This window comes from Staphylococcus pseudoxylosus, assembly GCF_044794325.1.
GTDB lineage: Bacteria > Bacillota > Bacilli > Staphylococcales > Staphylococcaceae > Staphylococcus > Staphylococcus pseudoxylosus.
Map to the genome: position 1 here is coordinate 2,748,826 of NZ_CP085024.1, position 21,185 is coordinate 2,770,010.

The window sequence follows — 21,185 nt, forward strand, 5'->3', positions numbered from 1 at the left end:
TTACGTGTAGGAGGTGAACTCACTTTTAGTAAACTTTGTATATTAATATGACTAACCACTTTTACACAAGCTTTTAAACGAATTCATGTTACTTTATTTAAATAATACTTTTTTCGTCGTTGTTGGGTATTAAATAGTTAAGTTACATATTATTTTCAAGCTAGTGGTTAAAGTTAAAATATTAATCCCGTGATACTTAGTTTATGTTCTACACTATTAGAGCTTCTAGAACAATGAATCTTTAACTAAGAACCTTAATTAAAGATTATGATACTTTAACACCCAATTATTTATATGATAGTTTTTAACGCAAACTTTACTCTTCCGGATTCCTGATTCATAACTAGTAATGTGCACATACTGTCCCTTACAACAGTATGTGCATTTTTTGGTGCTATTGCCACATACAATATTATATTAAGTCTCGCCCCCTTAAATATGCGCTTAATTTACTTCTAATAAATTTTCAACGTTACATATAGTAATACACTTAATTTATCAATAAATTAAGTGTATTAGTTCGAAAAAAATCAGTATTGCTACTCAGCAAACTTTTTTTCTAAATCATTATATAATTTAAAAATCATTATACGTTCTCCAGTTATAGAGCTTAAATCTGTATGAAAGCTTTTAACTTTTTCCCCTGAAATTGTTAACACAATTTCATTAAGTTCTTCTATACCTGATTCTACAAGTTTAGAACGTGTTCTTTTAATCGTTAACAATCCTTCATTCGTGCCACAAACTTTATACTCTGCTTGTGTCAGTACACCTTGTAAACTGACTATAATCATATCACGCAATATGTCTGTTTTAACTGAAAGAGAACCACGACCAAGGAAATCTTTTTCCCATTGTGTAATTGCTTTACTGATTTCAGATTCATAGGTACCTTTGGTTTTTTTCATTAAATATACATCTCCTGTAGAACCAAAATTAGAAATTTATTTTAACAAAGATAACAGTACCATTTTTCAGCAATTTTCTCTATAGCTACGCTGTATTCCTTAGGAAATATAAGCTATCTCAACAATATATCCAATTGCTTTATTCAATGACATAAAGTGGAGACATTGGATATCCCACAACCATTTTAAAGGTTAGTTGTCCAATCATGCCATAAACCTTGTTCATCAACACTGGCTAATCTAACCCAGCCATTAACTATTTTTTGATTAAAATCAGAATCATTATCCAATAAGTTTTTGATAAATGACTGTGGTGCTTGGATAACAATCAATAATCTTATCGGGGAATGGTACATCTTGTTATCAGACGCCATAACAGATTGCCATGGCAATCCCGTTAATAAATCACTGGCATTTCCTTGCATAACACCGATACCCGCCGTTACTGTTTGTGTTGCTTTACTACCACTACCATAAAAATGAGGTGCTACTGTCGACGCATAGTATTGCAGATTAATCCATTGCGCAACAAGTGCTGGACCGGCAATAATATTTGCTAATATGCTACCATCTTTATCATTTTGCCAATCATAATTATGCAAGAATGCTCTACCTGCTAAATCACTATTTTTAGTTAATTCACGTTGACCTATAATAAATGCTGCATTTTTCGCTAATCCCCATTCTGGTCTTATCTCGCTCCAATCATTTGTTATACGATGAACTTCATTGACTGGGTTTGGTTTAACTATATTATTATTCGGTAATTGCGCCAATCTTTTTTCATTTGCGGCATAGCTTATTTGAGGCATTGCCGCTTCGATTTTATCATAAGCTATTTGTGCTTCTTGAGATAATTCTGGTAAATATATCCACTTCAATTCATCTACAGAAGTTTGATGTTCTGCAGCTGCGAAAATAGTTTTTTCTGGGATTTCTATACCTTCCTGTAACAAACTTTCTCTAACCTCTGTCATATTACACAAATGAGCCAAAACTTTAGCATTAAAACCGCTGGCTGCCCCACCACAAGCGCCACAATCTAATGAAGCCGCATAAGGATTATTAGCACTTTGGCTACCATGACCACACATCACAACTAACGGCGCAAAGTTTTTAGTTAAATCCATTAATTTTAGTGCTTGTAATGTGTAATTTACTTTTTCTGTTTTGGTGAAACCAATTGGTAACCCATCTTCAAAATGTATATGTTGGTGGTTATGATGTTGATCACGATCCAATGTTAAAGCAGTATCTTGAGGTTTTTGTAACCAATTGCTATAAAACTTACGAATCATCGCTCCCGTACGTCTCGGCACAAAACTTCTCGTTAACATTTGTAGCGATAACCAAGGGCCACTCAATTCCGGTAAAAGTAAACTAGGCAAAACGTTCTGTTTCATTTTTTTAAATGTATACGTAACAGATTCTAGTGCATGCTTACGTTGTTGAAATGCGTTAGGCTCACGTTCATGTGTGTATTCTTGGATTTTATGCTGTGGTCGATTCATAACTGGTAATGACGGATGACTGTATTTACTACCTAACTCAGATTTCTCTATTGGCAAACCAAAAAAGCCTGCAATACCAAGAGTTTCAAACGGACCAGCTGCTTCAACCTGTCTTCTAAAAGGCTCCGACCTTACATCAATACAGAATGCCATTTGAACTTCTACTTTTTTTGCTGTTATTTGATGAGATTGCTCTGGTACAATCATATCTTTTAATTGTTCATTATAGGTTTCTTCCCATGCTTCCAACCACAATTTCCGACACAATTGTTCATTAAACGCTTTCGCAAACTGCACATATTGTTCTTTTTCTTCTATACTTAACGCACGCCAAGTTTCTATCGTAAATCCACCCCACTGCAACCATGACACAATGCTTGTTTCCAAAACATTTTCATCTTTAGCATCTGGAGGCGTTACAGGTAAATGAGGCTCTACGATTGCCCATTCCATCGCAACACGTATAGCAAGATAAGTAAATAATAAATCATGAACTTTCTTATGATGGTCATCTTGCCACATCATCATACCCGCCCAACCTGGCAATGATAATAAATGATTCTCTAAATATGTTTGAACTTCTAGATCCTTAATACCTAGCTTATTTAATGATGTTTTAAGTAATGATTCAGCATCGTTTGGCAATGATTGTAGACGTGTACGTTGTTGTTTAGTTAACGCTAGATCATATGGTACTAATCTCTGCCAAGCATTAAAAAGTCCTTTATCTCTATTTGGCATCGTCCATCCGGATTGTGCGTCATCAATAAATAACTTGCACCATTTGATTACATGATAATCTAAAGTATCGATTAATTTTTCATTTTTATCATCAAAGACGTATGTACTAATTAGTGGCACTGATGAAAATTGTCTGGATTCAATATTGCTTTCCTTTAGACTTTCCGTCAAATCTTCCACGAGTTCATCTATGTCTTCTTGTTTCTCTGAGTATGACTCTAATGGTTGTAGTTTTAATGCTTGGTGACCATATTGAATAGCGTGCGCTTTCGGAATAGATAACTCTGTCTCTTTTATCCATTGTTGAAAACGACGTTCTATATGCTTATCGCTTATTTCACCTTGTTGTCTTGCTTCTATAATAGTTGTTCTCGCTGGATAAATATCAACTTTACGCACTTGTTTTAACCAACTTGCTACTTCATCAAATGTTTTATCTTCTAATCCAGACCAGGGACTTCTAGCAGCAAATACTGAAATGGGTGATAAAGGAACAATGACTTTGCTCGCATTTTCAACTGTCATGCGAATATCATTAATATAACTCGATTGCTCAACAGAATGTTTGTTTGATTCTCCCATTTTAGTGCCCTCCTTTGGATAAATATTTTTTCAAGTAATTAGGATGACGTTCTACTGTTTCAATTTTTGCATCACCTAAATATACAATCCACATATAAATAATTGAAAATGCTGCCGATGAACGATGACGCGCTACCCACGTACTCATCAAACTACCAAATAATAAAATTAACGCAACAATTACGGTTGCGAATATAGGTGGCTGTGCACTATGAAATGCGATGGTATGCAAAGCATCACTAAAGAAATGGTGAACGATATAATAGACGATGCCAACTATACTAAGTACTAATAAGCCCATGACACGACCAAATTTCCCTTCACCAAAGGCAACTAGTTGCGTCCAAGATACGGATAATGACCATGCTAAAATAAGACCGCTAACTAAACGATATCCTTGTTCTGGAGCAGATAACCAAAAGCCAAGACCCATCATAATTGCTAAACCACGTCCTGCTAATATCCATAGGTAAGACATTCTTTCATTTGCACGACTCGGTACATTAAAATGTCGTACAGCTGAACCAGAGCGTAAAAAGAGTGTCGCTTTAAATAAACCATGTAATATTAGATGAATAATTGCAGGTATGTATGCGCCTAACGCACATTGAATTAACATAAAGCCCATTTGCCCTATTGTTGAACCCACTAATAACCGTTTATAGTCTACATGTACTAAACTAATACCTGCACCTATAAGTACAGAGATACTCGCAAAGCATAATAAAACAATTGTTGCGATGTCACCATTAAACAGTGGAGAAAAACGCGTAAGCATAATACCTCCAGCGTTCACAATGCCAGCGTGCATAATTGCAGAAACAGGTGTTGGTGCAGCAACAGACTCTATTAACCATCTTTGGAATGGCCATTGTGCCGCTGGAATCATAACTGCTAATATTATTAAAATATTAATACCAAAACGTGCCCATGCATTAATTTGATTAAGATTAGCTTCGGTGAATATACCTGTATAATGCCATTCTCCTGTTACAAATCCTAACCATATAACAGCTAACAATAATGCCAACCAACTTAAGAAAAATAATTTTCCCGTAACCATTGCTGCTGCTCTTGTCACTCTCCAAGCGCTCGTCAAACTAATGAGTAATGTTAGGCCTATTAACGTGAAGCCCCAGCTGACTACCATAATACGGACATCACCTGTTAACCATGCTGTAGCTGCAAAGCTTGTCGTTAAAGTAAATAGCATAAAGTATTTTCTAAAGCTTCTATCTCCAGCCAAATAGCGTACACAATAACGTTGGATGATTAACCCGATAATCAATACGAAAAACGCCATCAACCAAGATAAAACATCTGAATACCATAAGCCAAGATTGGTGTTCTTTGGTGCTAAAACTAAGCCAACAAACGCTATCAATGGCGGCAATGCTACTAAACAAATATGTATACGAACGTACGCTAGTGATATGCGCTTATTCAAAAATATAATGTTGCTTATTATTGAGATGAATATCGCGACAAATAATAGTATGAATAGTAATGATAAATTAGGCGATGTAAGCATATCGAATCCTCCTTTATTAGGTATGAAGACTGTGATCATAAAGTTAGCTTTTCTAAAATATAATTGTAAGACTGAATAAAAAAGCCGACAATATATAATAAATCTCCGTCGATTTATTACAATTGTCGGCTTCATCACAACGCACGCTAATACTTTATGCAGTGTTTTGTTTTGCTACCTATATATGCATGTTGCTTTTAAATTTATAAATTAAATTAAGTTAGTCTACATATGTCGTATGATTTTCGTTTTCTACTTAAATTCGTTTACTTTTTCAATCTGCCAATATTTCTATTAACATCTTGCTAAAGCCTAAATCACCTAGTTCAAACGCACATCAACGACTATATTTATTTTTATTTAACATTACAAACATATACTTATTGTTCGTCATTGTCAAGAAACAGCAATTATAAATAACAAAAGAAGCATTAATTCAACAGGAATTTTATAAATATATATTTAATGTTTTTACTTAAACAATGCTAAAATAATTAGAAAGTATGGAGGGGTAGAAGTTGACGAGAAAAATTGATTACAGTGCTTATGGTTTTAGATTCAAAGGAGATTACCAGAATAATGTTGCTGGTTTAAGTGCAATAGGTTTTGAACTCGTACAAAGTTCAAATTATCGATGGCATGGTTTGCACAGAGGAGAACAAGATGTATACATTTTTCAATATACGACTCGTGGCTACGGTGCAATTTCTATAGGCGAAAAAAATTATCAACTTTCTAAAGGCGATGCTTTTTTTGTTCGTGTACCAAGTAATCATTGTTACTATCTTCCTAACCATTCGAGTGAATGGGAATTTGTTTATTTTACAATTTATGGCGAAGAAGCTAGTAGATTATTTAATAGAATTGTATCTACACATGGAAATATCCTCAAACTCCCTATAAATTCTGAACCTATAAAATATATTATAGAAACATTGCGAAAAATAGACGCTGTGGGCATTAAACATGGATACGAATCTTCATCCTGTGCCTATACATTTATGATGAAATGCTTAGAGTATCTCGAATATGGTTTGCAGAAATCTAATAATTATCCTCCCCCTACCATAAAAGCAATTAAATTTATAGAAAATCATTATCAACAAGATATTACATTGGACGATATAGTAGCAGTTTCGGGCTTATCAAAATATCATTTTAGTCGCCAATTTCATAAAGCTGTGAATGATACGCCTATTAATTTTTTAACAAAAACTAGAATTAAAAATTCATTAATTTTATTAACTAAAAGTTCTCAAAATATTGAATCTATCGCGTATGAAGTAGGTTACGCTTCTAGCAATTATTTTAGTAAAGTTTTCAAGAAAATCATTGGTGTAACTCCCAATAACTATCGAAAAAACACTACAATCATGCCAGTTGATAAGTTGTTTATAGATTTATAAACAGCAATATATTACTCTTTTCAATATTATTTACGCTTGTTTGTCCTAAAAATAATGTCTAATCTATACATAAGCTATAGTGATACTAGAAAATTTTCGCTTTAAATTTTCAAAAATAAACGGTATTAATGATCATTAAGTTTTCAAATAAAATTAGGGGGCATGATTAATGGACAAAATTACATTTCTAGGCGCAGGAAGTACTGTTTTCGCCAAAAATGTACTAGGCGATTGTATGACAGTAGAAGCATTACAAGGTTTTGAATTTGCTTTATATGACATAGATGAACAACGATTGCACGATTCAGAAATGATGTTAAATAATTTAAAGAAAAATTTAAATTCAAACGTTACTGTGAGCGCATACCATAATCGTAAAGAGGCATTATCAGGAGCAAAATATATCATCAATGCAATACAAGTAGGCGGATATGATCCTGCTACGATTACTGATTTTGAAATACCCAAAAAATATGGCTTAAGACAAACTATTGCTGATACATTAGGTGTTGGTGGTATTTTCCGTAATTTAAGAACAATACCAGTAATGCAAGCCTTTGCCGAAGATATAAAAGAAGTATGTCCAAATGCTTGGTTTTTAAATTATACAAATCCAATGGCAGTTTTAACTAATATAATGCTAAAAGAAGGTATTAAAACGGTTGGCCTTTGCCATAGTGTACAAGTATGTACGAATGACTTATTAGATTCATTAGATTTGCCACAAGAGAACATACAATCTAAGATTGCTGGAATTAATCATATGGCTTGGTTGCTTGAAATCAAACAAAATGGCAAAGACTTATATCCGGAAATCAAAAAGCGTGCCAAAGCAAAACAAAAATCAAAACATGACGATATGGTTCGTTTTGAAATTTTAGATAAATTTGATTTTTATGTTACAGAGTCATCTGAACATAACGCAGAATACCATCCTTACTTCATTAAAAATCTATACCCAGAATTAATCGATGATTATAATATTCCATTAGATGAATACCCTCGTCGTTGCATAAAACAAATAGAAGAATGGTCACAAATGCGTGATGATATAGTCAATGATCAAAACCTGACTCATCAACGTTCCAACGAATATGGTTCTTATATTATTGAAGCAATGGAAACAAATATACCATTTAAAATTGGCGGCAATGTATTAAACACAGGTGGCTTAATAAGCAACCTCCCTGAAAATGCAGTTGTTGAAGTTCCATGTTTAGTTGATGCAAGTGGTGTAGCGCCTACTTATATAGGGGATTTACCAGAACAGCTAGCAGCCTTGAACAGAACAAATATAAACACTCAATTATTAACAATAGAGGCTGCATTAACTAACGATAAATCAAAAATTTATCAAGCTGCTATGTTAGATCCACATACAGCTGCTGAACTATCTATCAACGATATTATCTCACTTTGTGATGATTTAATTGAAGCCCACGGTGATTGGCTTCCACCATATAAATAAACTCACACCAGACCTGTGATTATTCAATTAGATGAGCAGTGTCTGGTTTTTTAAAATATTTTACTACTAAAATTAAAAGTTATATATCTAAAAACTTGAGTATTTTGTTCATATAACGACTTAAGTTTTCTATGAGGTGATTTATTTGGAGCGACAAATAACACGTAAAGAAAAGTATTCGTTTGGCATTGGTGCTTTTGGTAAAGATTTAGTTGTTAATCTAATTGGCATATATCTTATGTATTATTTAACAGACATCTTAGGCATTACAGCTGGTTTTGTAGGTACATTATATTTTGTAGCTCGAATTTGGGATGCTATCAACGATCCTATTATGGGTATGATTGTAGATAAAACAAAAACAAAGTGGGGAAAATTCAGACCATGGTTAGTAATTGGTACTATTATCAATTCTTTTGTAACTCTTATATTATTCACAAATTTTGATTTGTCTGGGACCAGTCTATATGTATTTGTCACAATTATGTATATTCTTTGGGGCATGACTTACACTATGATGGATGTTCCTTATTGGTCATGGTTGCCAAATTTAACTAATAACCCAACCGAGCGTGAAGAGGTATCAGTGATTCCAAGAATTTTTGCGAGCCTAGCTAATTTAATTCTCGGTGCTATCGGTTTAAGCATTGTACTATTCTTGGACAATTTATTTGGAAATGGTGATCAGTCCATTGGCTTTTTAATACTCACAATCATTATAATTATCTTCTTTATCACAACAATGGGAATTACTGTTCACAATGTAAAAGAGGCCCCTACAAATATAGACACAGGTATTACATTACGTTTCAAAGACATATGGAGAATATTATTTACTAACAAAGAACTCTTGAATTATATTGGTATCTTAATCACCTTTTTCTTATGTACACAAATCATTGGAAATGTTCTCATTTATTATTTTAGCTATGTAGCTGAATCCAAGTTTTTATTTGCACTCTATAACGGTATGGGATTTGTAGAAATTCTTGCTTTAATTATGTTCCCAAGAATTGCAAAATGGATTACAAGGGAACGTATATTTCCTATTGCAACCTGCAGTGTAATATTCGGACTATTGATTTTGCTAGCTGCAAGTTACATTTCACCACAAGCCATATTACCTGTTGTATTAGGTACTACCTTTATCAAAATTGGTACTGGATTCATTATGGGAATAATAACCGTTTCAATAGCAGACGTCATTGATTATAGTGAAATGAAATTTGGACAAAGAAACGAAAGCGTTATCACTTCTACTCAGACGTTCTTAATGAAAACAGCTATGGCCATTTCCGGTTTAATTACTGGATGGAGTTTAACGCTTTTAGGTTATCAACCGGGTGTTCAACAAAATGAATTCACAAAAAATGGATTACGTTTCATTATGGTTATACTCCCAATAATTTGTATACTAGCTAGTTTTATCATTTATAAATGGAGTTATAAATTAAAAGGCACATATATAAAAGATGTGGTAAATGTATTAAATCTGAGAAAAAGTAAAAAAGGATAATCTAATTACCCACTGCGAAATTGATAAACAAAAATGACTAGTCTATAGTACTATATTTAGTGCTTTAGCCACTAATATTCAAAAATGCCCCCTTACTATTTGAAATAGCAAGGGGGCTGTTGCTAATAATATAATTTGTTTATTATTTAAAAGCTAGTATAAGTAAGTCTAAGAATTTTTCCAATAAGTCTGATGCAGTATCTGTATCTGGCATGAAAATCACTCCTAACTATTGTAACATTATGTTAGCGTTTACTTAAACGCTTATAAGCTAGTATAATAGTAAATTTTAACTTATACAAATTTTTTATATAAAAATTACTTAATATTTATAATTATATAAGCGTCTAGGCATATTATACAATTATAATTTTCATGCAATTTATAACTTATATGTATAGAAATAGCCACTTATTTCAAAACACTGCCTAAAACAAGTGGCTACTATAATATATTTTTTAAATTATTTTAAAGCACGTTGGTTATTCATTAATTGCAAGTTAATTACATTGTGCTTGTATCGATGACAAAGCGATATTTAACATCAGATGCTAAAACTCTTTCATAAGCTTCATCTATTTGATCAGCTGAAATCATTTCAATTTGAGGCTTGATATTATGTTCAGAGCAGAAGTCTAACATCTCTTGTGTTTCACGTATACCTCCTATAGCTGACCCAGCAAATGATCTACGGTGACCAATTAAGTTCGCAACGCTTAATGAGATTGGTTCCGCTGGTGCCCCAACGTTAACAATGGTACCGTCTAATGTAAGCAATTTAAGATAATCATCTAATTGCAAGTTTGCACTTACTGTATTGATAATTAAGTCAAAAGTTTTAGGCAGTTGCTCAAATGTAGATTCATCACTTGTTGCATAGTAATGTGTTGCACCTAATTTTAAACCATCTTCTTTTTTATTTAACGTTTGTGATAATACAGTAACTTCTGCGCCCATAGCATTTGCAATTTGAACAGCCATGTGTCCTAAACCGCCCATACCGATGATTGCTACTTTTTTACCTTCACTTGCTTTCCAATGATTTAAAGGTGAATAAGTAGTAATACCCGCACAAAGTAATGGAGCTGCAGCATCTAAACCGATATTATCAGGAATACGTAATACAAAATCTTCATGTACTACAATATGTGTTGAATAACCGCCTTGTGTCGGTTCACCATATCTATCCGTACCTGCGTATGTGCCAACCATTCCTTTTAGACAATATTGTTCTTCGCCGTTTTGACAATTTTCGCATTCGCCACAAGAATCAACCATGCAACCAACACCGACACGATCACCTACTTCATACTTACTCACTTCTGACCCAACTTCTTTAACAATACCTGCAATTTCATGACCTGGCACTAGTGGATAGTGAACTGGCCCCCACTCACCATGTGCAGTATGAATATCAGAATGGCATATACCTGCGTATTTAATCTCAATTAATACATCATGTGTATCAAGATCTCGTCTTTTAATTTCTGTAGCATGAAAATTCGAATCCGGCCCGTAAACCGCTCTAGCTTTAGCATTAATCATAAAATAATTCCTCCAGTACTTATCCTATTTGAAGACTTTCCAACTTCTTCACCTAATATCATAGCGCTTAGAGTTAACTCTAGTCTAAAAAATAGCCTATACATTAAGAAGTAATTATTCACACTATATGACTGATAAATTCAACTTATTTGTATAAGTGCTTAAATTCAAAAGCTTTTAAAATTTATTAAATTTTATTAACCTACATTTATCACTATACATCTATACCAAAAAACACATGAAAAAAAGTAGAAAGAAAATCATATTACTCAAATATGATTCCCATTCTACTCTCTAAAACAATCAAATAATTAATCTGCACTTACTAAATAACGAAAAGAATTTCAGTTTAGATTCATAGTTTTAACCCATCTATTTCCAAATTATTTTTTTAATTTTGCTTTTTTAAAGCCTTTTATAATCAGTGGATAGAACAATGCTAAAATTGTCATTAATAATAATACAATACTTATCGATGACCCTATAAATATATCTAATATATTATTATTACTTACTATTAAACTTTTACGAAAGTTTTGTTCCATATCTGACCCAATTATCGAAGCTAAGATTAAAGGCGCGATTGGGAAATCTAACAACTTCATTACTAAGCCAATAACTCCGAAGATAATTAAAATATAAAAATCAATTACGCTATAACCTAATGTATATGTACCGATAAATGCAAGCACTAAAATAATTGGATATAGCACTTTAGGTGGTGTACGTAAAATCTTTAATAGTAAGCCGATTAAAGCAATGTTTAATATAACTAAAAAAATATTACCGATAAACATACTATTAACAAGGGTCCATATCATTTCAGGTTCATTTTCAAATAATAATGGTCCTGGCTGTAAGCCTAACATCACCACAGCTCCTAATATAACAGCTGTGGTTCCAGATCCTGGTACCCCCATTGTTAATAATGGAATCAAAGCCCCGACTGATGCAGCGTTATTAGAAGATTCAGGCGCAGCCACGCCTTCTATTTGACCCTTTCCGAAATTTTTACCGTTTTTGGATATTTGCTTTTCTGTCGAATAACTTAGCATTGCCGCAATAGATCCTCCTGCTCCAGGTAAAACACCGATTAGGAAACCAATTGGACTTTGCCTAAACATCGCTCCACGTGTTTTTTTCCAATCTTCTTTTGATAATTTCATTGATCCCACGTCATTTTTTGGCGGCTTTAATGCATGTAGGTTCAAGTAATTGTACAGAACCTCTGCTACTGCATATACCCCTATTATAACTACTAAGAAATCTATTCCTTCACTTAAATGTGGGATATCAAAAGTGAAACGATAAATACTTGTCTGTAAGTCCACACCTACAGTACTAATAATCAGTCCAATACTTGTTGCAATAAATCCTTTGACCATCTTCCCTGATGACAAAGTAACAATAGCTGAAAGTGTAAATAAAAATAATAAAAAATATTCTTGCGGACCAAATTTCAAAGCAAAATTTGACAATGGTTTTGCTAGAACTATAAAACCAATAACTGCTGTAATCCCACCAATTAATGAAGCTATAGCTGAAATTGTAAGTGCTTTACCCGCTTCACCATTTTTAGTCATCGGGTAACCATCAAATGTAGCTGCAATTGCTGATCCATCACCTGGAGTATTTAATAATATAGAGCTTCTAGAACCTCCATACATAGCGCCATAATAAATTGAGACCATCAAAATTAATGCGCTTACTGGTTCCATACCAAAAGTAACTGGTATAAGTACTGCTACTGCAGTAGCAGGCCCTAATCCAGGCAACATCCCTACAACCGTACCAAGAAAACCACCGATGAGTACCCATAAAAGGTTCATCGGATGAAATGCTGTCGTTAACCCTTCCAAAAAACTACCTGTATCAATCCCCATTCATATAACCCTCCTTAAGGTAAACTAACATCTAATAATTGCGAAAAGGTATACCATGCAATACCGGAAAAAATTACTGTTACTAAAATATTTTGTAACCATCTTTTATATCCATTAATCAAGAACATAATACAACCTAAAAATAGAATGGTTGAAATTAAAAAACCAAAGGGTTCAAAAATAAAAGCATATATTATCGCTAAAATGATAGTCAGTACAATACGTATAAACGTACGTTTTTCGAGTAATTGTGAAAAAGCTGTAAATTTTTGATGACGCTTTTTGAATTCTTGAAAAAAGTAAATAATACTCATTACAACAAGCAATAGACCGATTAATAATGGAAAATACATAGGACTATTAGGATCACCAATATTAGATTTCGGTATATTGATAGTTAGCACTAAATAAATCACACCAAATAATATTAATACTAATGGAAAAACAAGTCGTGACATTTATACTCCCCCTTATTTTAGACCTGAGTCATTTACTAGTTCATTATATTTCTTACGTTGCGCTTTCAAGAATTTTTCACTTTCTTCACTATCTTTATAGAAATTTTCCCAATCATTGTTTTTTCTTATTTCTTGCCACCTTTTTGACTTAACTACTTTCTCCATTGTAGTATCCCAATACTCTCGTTGCTCAGGTGTCATATCTTTAGGACCCATGACGCCACGCCAATGTGGAAATACTACATCAATACCTTGATCTTCCCAGGTAGGTACATCTTCAATACCTTCAATTGGTTTATCAGAAGTTACAGCCAACATTTTTAATTTACCAGTTTGATGCTGTTCTTTAACCTCAGAAACAGCTGTTGAAGCTACATCTACATGTCCACCTAATAGAGCAGTTTGTAAATCTCCTCCACTTTTATAAACAAGAAAATCAATATTTTCTACATCAACACCATATTCTTTTGCAGCTTGAACAAATGCTAAATGATCATTATTTCCCAATCCCGGTGCAACTCCAATCGTTAAAGATTTAGGATCTTTCTTCAACTTTTCCATAACTTCTTTACCAGAATTTAAATTCGACTTATTAGATGCTGTTAGACTAATCCATTCTGTTGCTAAAATAGCAATAGGCGTAAAATCATCAGTATTTAAATCACTTAATCCTAATTCATTATTAGATAATAATAAGCTTGAATTAATAGAAATCGTATTAGGTGAACGTGATTTTAAATATTGCCAACCTACTTCACCGCCACCTCCAGGTTTATTAATAACATTAACATTTTGTTTAGTTAAATTTTCCTCCAGTATGATTTTTTGGATAGCACGCGCTGTCGTATCCCAACCTCCACCTGGAGAAGCCGGAGCAACAATTTCTACTGTTTCATCTGGAAATTGGTTCTTTGATGCGTTTGATTCATTGCTTTTGCCACATGAAGCAAGCACAGTTGAACAAACAATGACTAAAGCTAACCATTTTTTCATAATACCCCTCCCTATGTAAGCGATTACAAACTAGCTTTCATGTTATCAGAAAATTCTGAATAAGTGAACATTATTTTTATTAAAATTTTATATTATCTATTAATAAATTATTAATAAAAATAAAAACACGACAAGCTTATAAACTTATCGTGCTTTTAGACAATATTTATTTTGAAACGATTAAAACACTTCTTTTATTTATTATAGGTTAAAAACGTAATTTCATCCTGAGTATTTAATCTAAATAATCTTTCCTGATTTCGCAGATAACAAAGCAATTTTTTAACGGATAAGACTGACTCATAACCTATATTTAACGATAAATTTTACTACCTTTCGAAACAAATTCTTCTGACTTTTGCTTCAATCCTTCTGATTTTAAATCTTTATGTTTTCTCAAATCATGGGAGATACGCATCGAACAGAATTTAGGTCCGCACATACTACAAAAATGGGCAACTTTTGCTGCCTCAGCAGGTAAGGTCTCATCATGAAATGAACGCGCCTTGTCTGGGTCTAACGATAGATTAAATTGATCATACCATCTGAATTCAAATCGCGCTCTACTAATTTCATCGTCTCTGCGTTGTGCCCCTTTCAATCCTTTGGCCAAATCAGCTGCATGCGCAGCAATCTTATACGTAACAACGCCCTCTCTTACATCATCTTTATTAGGCAGCCCTAGATGTTCCTTAGGGGTAACATAACAAAGCATTGCCGTACCATGACTAGCAATTTGTGCGGCGCCAATCGCTGACGTAATATGGTCATAGGCTGGTGCAATATCAGTTGTCAATGGTCCCAATGTATAGAATGGCGCTTCTTGGCAATGGAAATCAGCGAGGTCTTGATTTTCCTTTATCTTGTTCATCGGTACATGACCTGGACCTTCAATCATCACTTGTACATCGTGCTCCCATGCTATTACAGTTAATTCGCCCAGTGTCTTTAATTCTAGTATTTGACTCTCATCATTTGCATCGTAGATTGAGCCAGGTCTTAATCCATCACCAAGAGAAATTGCAATGTCATAGCGACTCATAATTTCACAAATCTCTTCAAAATGTGTATATAAAAAGCTTTCTTCATGGTGAGCTAAACACCACTGTGCCATGATTGATCCACCCCTCGAGACAATACCTGTTAATCTATCAACTGTTGTAGGTACATATCGCAATAACACACCAGCATGTATAGTAAAATAATCAACACCTTGTTCTGCTTGTTCAATCAGTGTGTCTCGATAAACTTCCCAAGTCAAATCTTTAGCAGAACCATCTACCTTTTCAAGTGCTTGATAGATAGGCACTGTGCCAACTGGAACAGGCGAATTTCTCAAAAGATATTCTCTCGTAGCATGAATATTTTTACCTGTAGATAAATCCATGATAGTATCGGCACCCCAATGAATACCCCAGACTAATTTTTCTATCTCGGCTTCTATGGAAGAACTAACTGCTGAGTTTCCTATATTGGCATTTACTTTCACCTGAAAGTTTTTACCAATGATCATCGGCTCTGACTCAGGATGATTTACATTATTAGGAATAATCGCTCTTCCGCGCGCAATTTCAGAACGTACATACTCAGGCGATGTATCTTCTCTCATAGCTACAAATTTCATTTCTTTCGTGATAATCCCCTGTTTCGCATAATACATTTGAGTAACATTCTTACCTGTTTCTGCTTTCCTTGGTTGATATTTAAACGGTGTCTCGACAAATTTTTTATGATTATCTGACTTAAATCCATTATCTAATGAAACTATGCTTCTTCCTTCATATTGCAATGTATCATTTCTTTCTTTTATCCATGTCATTCGCATTTTCGGTATACCTTTTTGAACGTCAATCTTATAATTATCGTCGTGGTACGGGCCTGCAGTATCATAGACTAACACTGGATCATTATCAGTTGTTCCTTCTTCTGTTATGGTCGGAGAAAGTTGTATCTCTCTAAATGGCACTCGAATATCTGGATCTTCTCCACTAATCCATATTCTTTGACTTGATGGAAATTGTTTTTTTAATTCAATTTTTTCTTGTTCCAAATAAAAAACTCCTTAGCATTTTATTATTGCTAGGAGACCTGGTCAAAAATCACATATTTAGTGAAGCGACAGTAAATAAAAGCCCTACAAACAGACTTTACATATGTACTGTACTTTTCTGCTTCCCTACGCTGGTACTAACCAGATCAGGTTCAAAGGGTTGAGAACAATGCCTCTTTCAGCTTACAAGCACCCCTAGCAATTCTTATTAAATTCTTGCTTAAACTTAACACTAATAAAGAATAATTACAAATAAATTAGCAATTTTATATAAACGTGAAAAAATTGAATAACCTTTGTAACTACTCGACTCACAAGTTTGTTGAATTAATCATTCGTGATTTTAATTTAAAAATTTAATATTACATTTATAGAAAATGGATTTTCAAAAAAGAAACTTGAAATTGATGCTATTGTCATTTCTTTAGTAATTCAAATTTTTAGTAAGAATAATGAAGAAGGCTATCTATTGCATTATAACTATCAAGATGAAGTATTTAATTTTGAAGAAATTGATCAATTTCATGGCAATATATTGAATGATGCTTAATGATTTTATGGAAAACCCTAATCAAAATTTATAAATCATTATCTTGTTGATCTATTGAAATTAAATGAGTGGCTTCGTAGAAGATTTATTAGTAATAAAAAAACAAATTTAGTAAATAGGCATAAAAGTTTTCAGATGATGATTTACAAGTTTATTTAAAGGATGTTGTTAATTATGGCGAGTCTTGACATAATTTTTAAAAAAATTTTAGACATTATCACTCTCATTACTATCCTATTGAAAAAGCCGAAATATATTAATGATTGTATATTTAATGTTTCTAAGTATGTTTTGCAATTGTACAAAGCTTTCATATTAACGAAAATTGGTATAACCTCAAAAGAGATAATAATTTTGCTAAAAAATACACATTAATCATATCTAGCACATCGTTTTGCATTCCTACGCACTATGATGTTATAATACATCTAACGAAGATTATATGCATATATGCACCAATCCCCTCACTATTTGCGGTAGTGAGGGGATTTTTTGATGCGGCTTAACGTCGCCTTCTATTTATTACGTTTACTACTAAGCCAGTAAGTAAAGTACGTAACTGCACAGCCACTAATGACTGGTGCAATGATGTGAACGAAGATCATAAGCATACTAAGCACCTCCTTCCGTCGAAAATACCGACGGAAGTTAAGGCGACTTCATTATTATACCATCTGTAAATACATAGACATATACACTTCCGATAAGGTGAATGATGTTAATTTGTCCTAATATTAGAATTTATTTAATAATATCTATCAACTCTTTTTTAGCTGCTGCTCGGGCTGGAACCCAACCGAAGACGATACCAATCAACATAGATACGCCTACCGCAATGACGACAGAACTGATACTAACAACACTCTTAATGAAATCTGGTGTAACCGCATCGACAAGACTAGCGATTAAAATACCTAAAATCAATCCAATAATTCCACCGAGGACACATAGGACAACACTTTCCACTAAGAATTGTAGCTCTATATCTCGACTTTTCGCACCAAATGCGCGTCGAATCGCTATTTCTTCCGTACGTTCAGTAACTGAGATGTACATTACATTCATAACACCAATACCTGCAATAAATAACGAAATCCCTGCTACTGCTGCCACAAAGTAAGTAATACCATCAAAGACTTTGTTAATTCCTTTCATCATCTCTTCAGTGTCATTATAACTATAGCTACCGTCAGACATACCCGAACCATTTTTATTCAATTTATCTGCAACTTTGTTAGCTACCTCTTTTTTATTCGAATTATCGGCAATCGTTAATTGTAATGATGGAAAATCTTGCTGTAAATTGCCCATATATTGATTAAATGTTTGAGACGGCATGCTAACAGCTTTAGGGTTCATCATATCATTAACGATACCTACAACTTCAAAACCTTGGCCATCAATATACAACGTCTTACCTATCGCATCTTTATTAAAGACATCTTTGGCAATTTTATCATCAACCGTTACGACCTTTTTGCGTAATTCATTATCTTCTGAATTAAAGCCTTTTCCTTCTTCAGGACTTGTTACTTCATCCTTTTTCAAAATACTGATGTCGTCTTTTTTCTGCGGATTTGTCATTTTTGCTGAATAACCTTGATCTTCAGTTTCTTTAATTTTGGCATCTGACACGCCATCAATTTGTTTAACAATGCCTATATCTTGCTGACTGAAAGGATTATTTTTCGCACTTTCTCCACTACTTGTCATAAAACTAATAAGTGCGGAATTTTTACCAGCGCCTGAATCTGAGAATTCATCTGCCGCAGTCTTTTTAAATCCATTACCTAATGACATAATCGTTATAACTGCTGCAATACCAATAATAATACCAATCATAGTAAAGATATTACGTCGTTTATTTTTTAAAATAGATTTGAACGAGATGGCGATAATATTCGATAAATTCTTCATTCTACCACCTCTTCCCGCTGAACGCGTCCATCTAAAATATGAATAATACGGTCAGCTTTATCGGCAACTTTACGATCGTGTGTGACCATGATCATCGTCGTATTATATTCTTTATTTAACTTCATAAATAATTCCATAATATCCTTCGAAGTCTTCGAATCTAACGCTCCCGTTGGTTCATCGGCAATAATAAATTTAGGTTGATTAATAATGGCACGTGCAATCGCTACACGTTGTTGTTGCCCACCTGATAATTTATTAGGGACAAGATGCTCTTTATCGTATAATCCAACGTCATGCAACGTGTCGACTACTCTTTGTTTACGCTCTTGAGATCCTAAACCAGCATACACCAAAGGGATACTTACATTCTCTAAAATGGTATTATTTTGAATCAGTTTAAAGTTTTGGAATACGAAGCCTACAGTCTTATTTCTAATATCTGAAAGTTGATTATCTGAAGTTTTTTTATAATTTTCTCCATTAAAAAAGTAATCTCCTTCATATCCACGGTCAATAAACCCTAGTATATTGATTAATGTACTCTTACCAGAACCTGAAGGACCCATAATCGCAATGAATTCACCTTCGTTAATGTTGATATTAATGTCTTTCAAAATATGGTTCTCTTCATCCCCATTTTTGAAGTGGCGATTGATATCTACAAGTTCTATCATGATGACACCTCAACTTTGTCTCCATCATTTAATGTGTTTTTAGGGTTTTTGAGGACTTTGTCACCTTTTTTCAGTCCTTCTTTAACGAATATTTCTCCGTTTACTTTATCGATTTTAATATTACGTTTTTCAACTTTATTATCTTTATTAACGACAAAAACATTATTATCTTTCGTTAATACGGATTTAGGTAATTTAATAGAATCTAGTGGTACTTTGACATCCATAGAATACCCTGCACGTACTGGAATATCTAAATCACTAATAATCACTGTATATTTAGAGGACTCTGAATCATTACCACCATTTGGTGCGGATTCAACTGGATTCGATGACTGCGTTGCAGCACTTTCTTCATCACCACTTCCTCCAGCACTCGCACCACCTGCTGCACCAGATTCACTCAATTGATCTTCGTAACTTTTAGGTAATTCTGCAATTTTTTTAATTGTCCCTTTTCCTGTTTTACCGTTACTTGTGATTTTAACGTCTACCTTGTCGCCTTCTTTGATTTTTTCTAAATCAAATTCGGACACTGTTGTTTTAATTTGTGGCTCATTTGAAACTAATTGTAATATCGTTTGCCCATCCGATACATTTTCCTTATTTTTGATATCTACTTTACCATCAAATGCTGCATAGACACTGTCATTGATTTGTTTATCATGTTGATTCAACTGTTGTTGTGCTTCGTTTAATGCACTTTGATCTTGTGTCAGTTTCTTCTGTAAATCACTATTGTTGGGTGCTTGATTAATATTTTTATAATCTTCATTAACAGCGCCCTGTGCTTCGTCCACTTTATTTACTAATTGCTGGCGTTTATTGTTGTTAACGTTATAGTTAATGAGTGAGTCACCTTGTTTAACTGATTGACCATCATCAACTTGTGTACTTACAAATGTCCCTAATTGACTATTGTTGTTATATGTTTTTACTGATTGAGGCGATGCTTTCCCCTCTAAATTAAGCGGACTTTCTTTCTCTACTTTGTATGTATCGTAACCATCTTTATCCTTCTCATTGCTATTCACTTGTTTTAATACTAAAGCAATGGCTAACAATCCTATAACTGCGACAACCCCTATAAGCCACATCCATTTTTTCTTCAATTAACAAACGCTCCTTGTATATATTCTCACAGTAAGAATATCACAGTCACACAATTAAAAAAATAAAGCATTTCATAATTAATAAATCAATATCATTTTAAATTTATATATATAACAATATTGACACTTGAATTATGTTTACTTTTCACTGAATCTACTACATCTTTCGCTTATGTTACGATCAAGTATAAACACCCATTTCAAACATATCATCTCTTAATGCTTTATTTATAATTGTAAATTAATATTTAATATGTATATTAAAATGTAAAAATAAACAAAAAATATTTCTAAATTTTCAGAATCTAACAAATTATTTTTAGTTATTTTATGGTAA

At 33.4% G+C, this 21,185-nt stretch carries 15 protein-coding genes and 1 riboswitch; of the genes, 3 read left to right on the forward strand and 12 right to left on the reverse strand.

Annotated features, from left to right (window positions below; genetic code table 11):
* Positions 1–539 precede the first annotated feature (539 nt).
* The 3 genes from LG295_RS13145 to LG295_RS13155 all read right to left on the reverse strand — a co-directional run bounded on the left by LG295_RS13145 (position 540) and on the right by LG295_RS13155 (position 5,273).
* Positions 540–908 (reverse strand): DUF2294 domain-containing protein, encoded by a 369-nt coding sequence (locus LG295_RS13145; RefSeq protein ID WP_107557803.1) that lies wholly within the window; start codon positions 906–908, stop codon positions 540–542.
* A 185-nt stretch (positions 909–1,093) separates the two neighbouring features.
* Positions 1,094–3,742, reverse strand: coding sequence for a DUF2309 domain-containing protein (locus LG295_RS13150; protein ID WP_107557804.1), 2,649 nt, complete (start codon positions 3,740–3,742; stop codon positions 1,094–1,096).
* A 1-nt stretch (position 3,743) separates the two neighbouring features.
* A complete protein-coding gene (locus LG295_RS13155; protein ID WP_318832443.1) occupies positions 3,744–5,273 on the reverse strand; it encodes an NADH dehydrogenase subunit 5 in 1,530 nt (509 codons plus the stop codon).
* A 518-nt stretch (positions 5,274–5,791) separates the two neighbouring features.
* Between LG295_RS13155 and LG295_RS13160 the strand changes: the two genes are divergently transcribed.
* From LG295_RS13160 to melB, 3 genes are all read left to right on the forward strand, one after another.
* The gene (locus tag LG295_RS13160; RefSeq protein WP_107557806.1) at positions 5,792–6,679 is read left to right on the forward strand and encodes an AraC family transcriptional regulator; all 888 of its coding nucleotides are present in this window, start codon (positions 5,792–5,794) and stop codon (positions 6,677–6,679) included.
* Positions 6,680–6,848: 169 nt separating this feature from the next.
* On the forward strand, positions 6,849–8,147 hold the full coding sequence (locus tag LG295_RS13165; protein WP_107557807.1) for an alpha-glucosidase/alpha-galactosidase: 1,299 nt from the start codon (positions 6,849–6,851) through the stop codon (positions 8,145–8,147).
* A 145-nt stretch (positions 8,148–8,292) separates the two neighbouring features.
* Positions 8,293–9,663 carry a melibiose:sodium transporter MelB gene (gene melB, locus LG295_RS13170; protein WP_326020543.1) on the forward strand — a complete coding sequence of 457 codons (1,371 nt, stop codon included), beginning with the start codon at positions 8,293–8,295 and terminating at the stop codon, positions 9,661–9,663.
* 504 nt (positions 9,664–10,167) lie between these two features.
* On the opposite strand, the gene LG295_RS13175 is transcribed toward melB, so the two are convergent.
* The 9 genes from LG295_RS13175 to LG295_RS13215 all read right to left on the reverse strand — a co-directional run bounded on the left by LG295_RS13175 (position 10,168) and on the right by LG295_RS13215 (position 20,848).
* Positions 10,168–11,208 (reverse strand): NAD(P)-dependent alcohol dehydrogenase, encoded by a 1,041-nt coding sequence (locus tag LG295_RS13175; RefSeq protein WP_404476023.1) that lies wholly within the window; start codon positions 11,206–11,208, stop codon positions 10,168–10,170.
* Between the two features lie 383 nt (positions 11,209–11,591).
* Positions 11,592–13,091: a tripartite tricarboxylate transporter permease gene (locus tag LG295_RS13180; RefSeq protein WP_404476024.1), complete on the reverse strand. Its 1,500-nt coding sequence runs from the start codon at positions 13,089–13,091 to the stop codon at positions 11,592–11,594.
* A 14-nt stretch (positions 13,092–13,105) separates the two neighbouring features.
* On the reverse strand, positions 13,106–13,549 hold the full coding sequence (locus tag LG295_RS13185; protein ID WP_017723402.1) for a tripartite tricarboxylate transporter TctB family protein: 444 nt from the start codon (positions 13,547–13,549) through the stop codon (positions 13,106–13,108).
* A gap of 12 nt (positions 13,550–13,561) precedes the next feature.
* Complete coding sequence (locus tag LG295_RS13190) at positions 13,562–14,542, reverse strand: tripartite tricarboxylate transporter substrate binding protein (protein WP_107555708.1); 981 nt, start codon at positions 14,540–14,542, stop codon at positions 13,562–13,564.
* Positions 14,543–14,855: 313 nt separating this feature from the next.
* Positions 14,856–16,592 carry a phosphomethylpyrimidine synthase ThiC gene (gene thiC / locus LG295_RS13195; RefSeq protein WP_404476026.1) on the reverse strand — a complete coding sequence of 579 codons (1,737 nt, stop codon included), beginning with the start codon at positions 16,590–16,592 and terminating at the stop codon, positions 14,856–14,858.
* A 106-nt stretch (positions 16,593–16,698) separates the two neighbouring features.
* Positions 16,699–16,799, reverse strand: a riboswitch (TPP riboswitch).
* 858 nt (positions 16,800–17,657) lie between these two features.
* Positions 17,658–17,753: a type I toxin-antitoxin system Fst family toxin gene (locus LG295_RS13200; RefSeq protein WP_404476028.1), complete on the reverse strand. Its 96-nt coding sequence runs from the start codon at positions 17,751–17,753 to the stop codon at positions 17,658–17,660.
* A 130-nt stretch (positions 17,754–17,883) separates the two neighbouring features.
* The gene (locus tag LG295_RS13205; RefSeq protein WP_404476030.1) at positions 17,884–19,059 is read right to left on the reverse strand and encodes an ABC transporter permease; all 1,176 of its coding nucleotides are present in this window, start codon (positions 19,057–19,059) and stop codon (positions 17,884–17,886) included.
* Entirely contained in the window at positions 19,056–19,736 is a 681-nt protein-coding gene (locus LG295_RS13210; protein WP_404476032.1) for an ABC transporter ATP-binding protein, read from the reverse strand. The genes LG295_RS13205 and LG295_RS13210 overlap by 4 nt, the downstream gene beginning before the upstream one ends.
* Positions 19,733–20,848 carry an HlyD family efflux transporter periplasmic adaptor subunit gene (locus tag LG295_RS13215; RefSeq protein ID WP_318832447.1) on the reverse strand — a complete coding sequence of 372 codons (1,116 nt, stop codon included), beginning with the start codon at positions 20,846–20,848 and terminating at the stop codon, positions 19,733–19,735. The genes LG295_RS13210 and LG295_RS13215 overlap by 4 nt, the downstream gene beginning before the upstream one ends.
* Between the last annotated feature and the right edge of the window lie 337 nt (positions 20,849–21,185).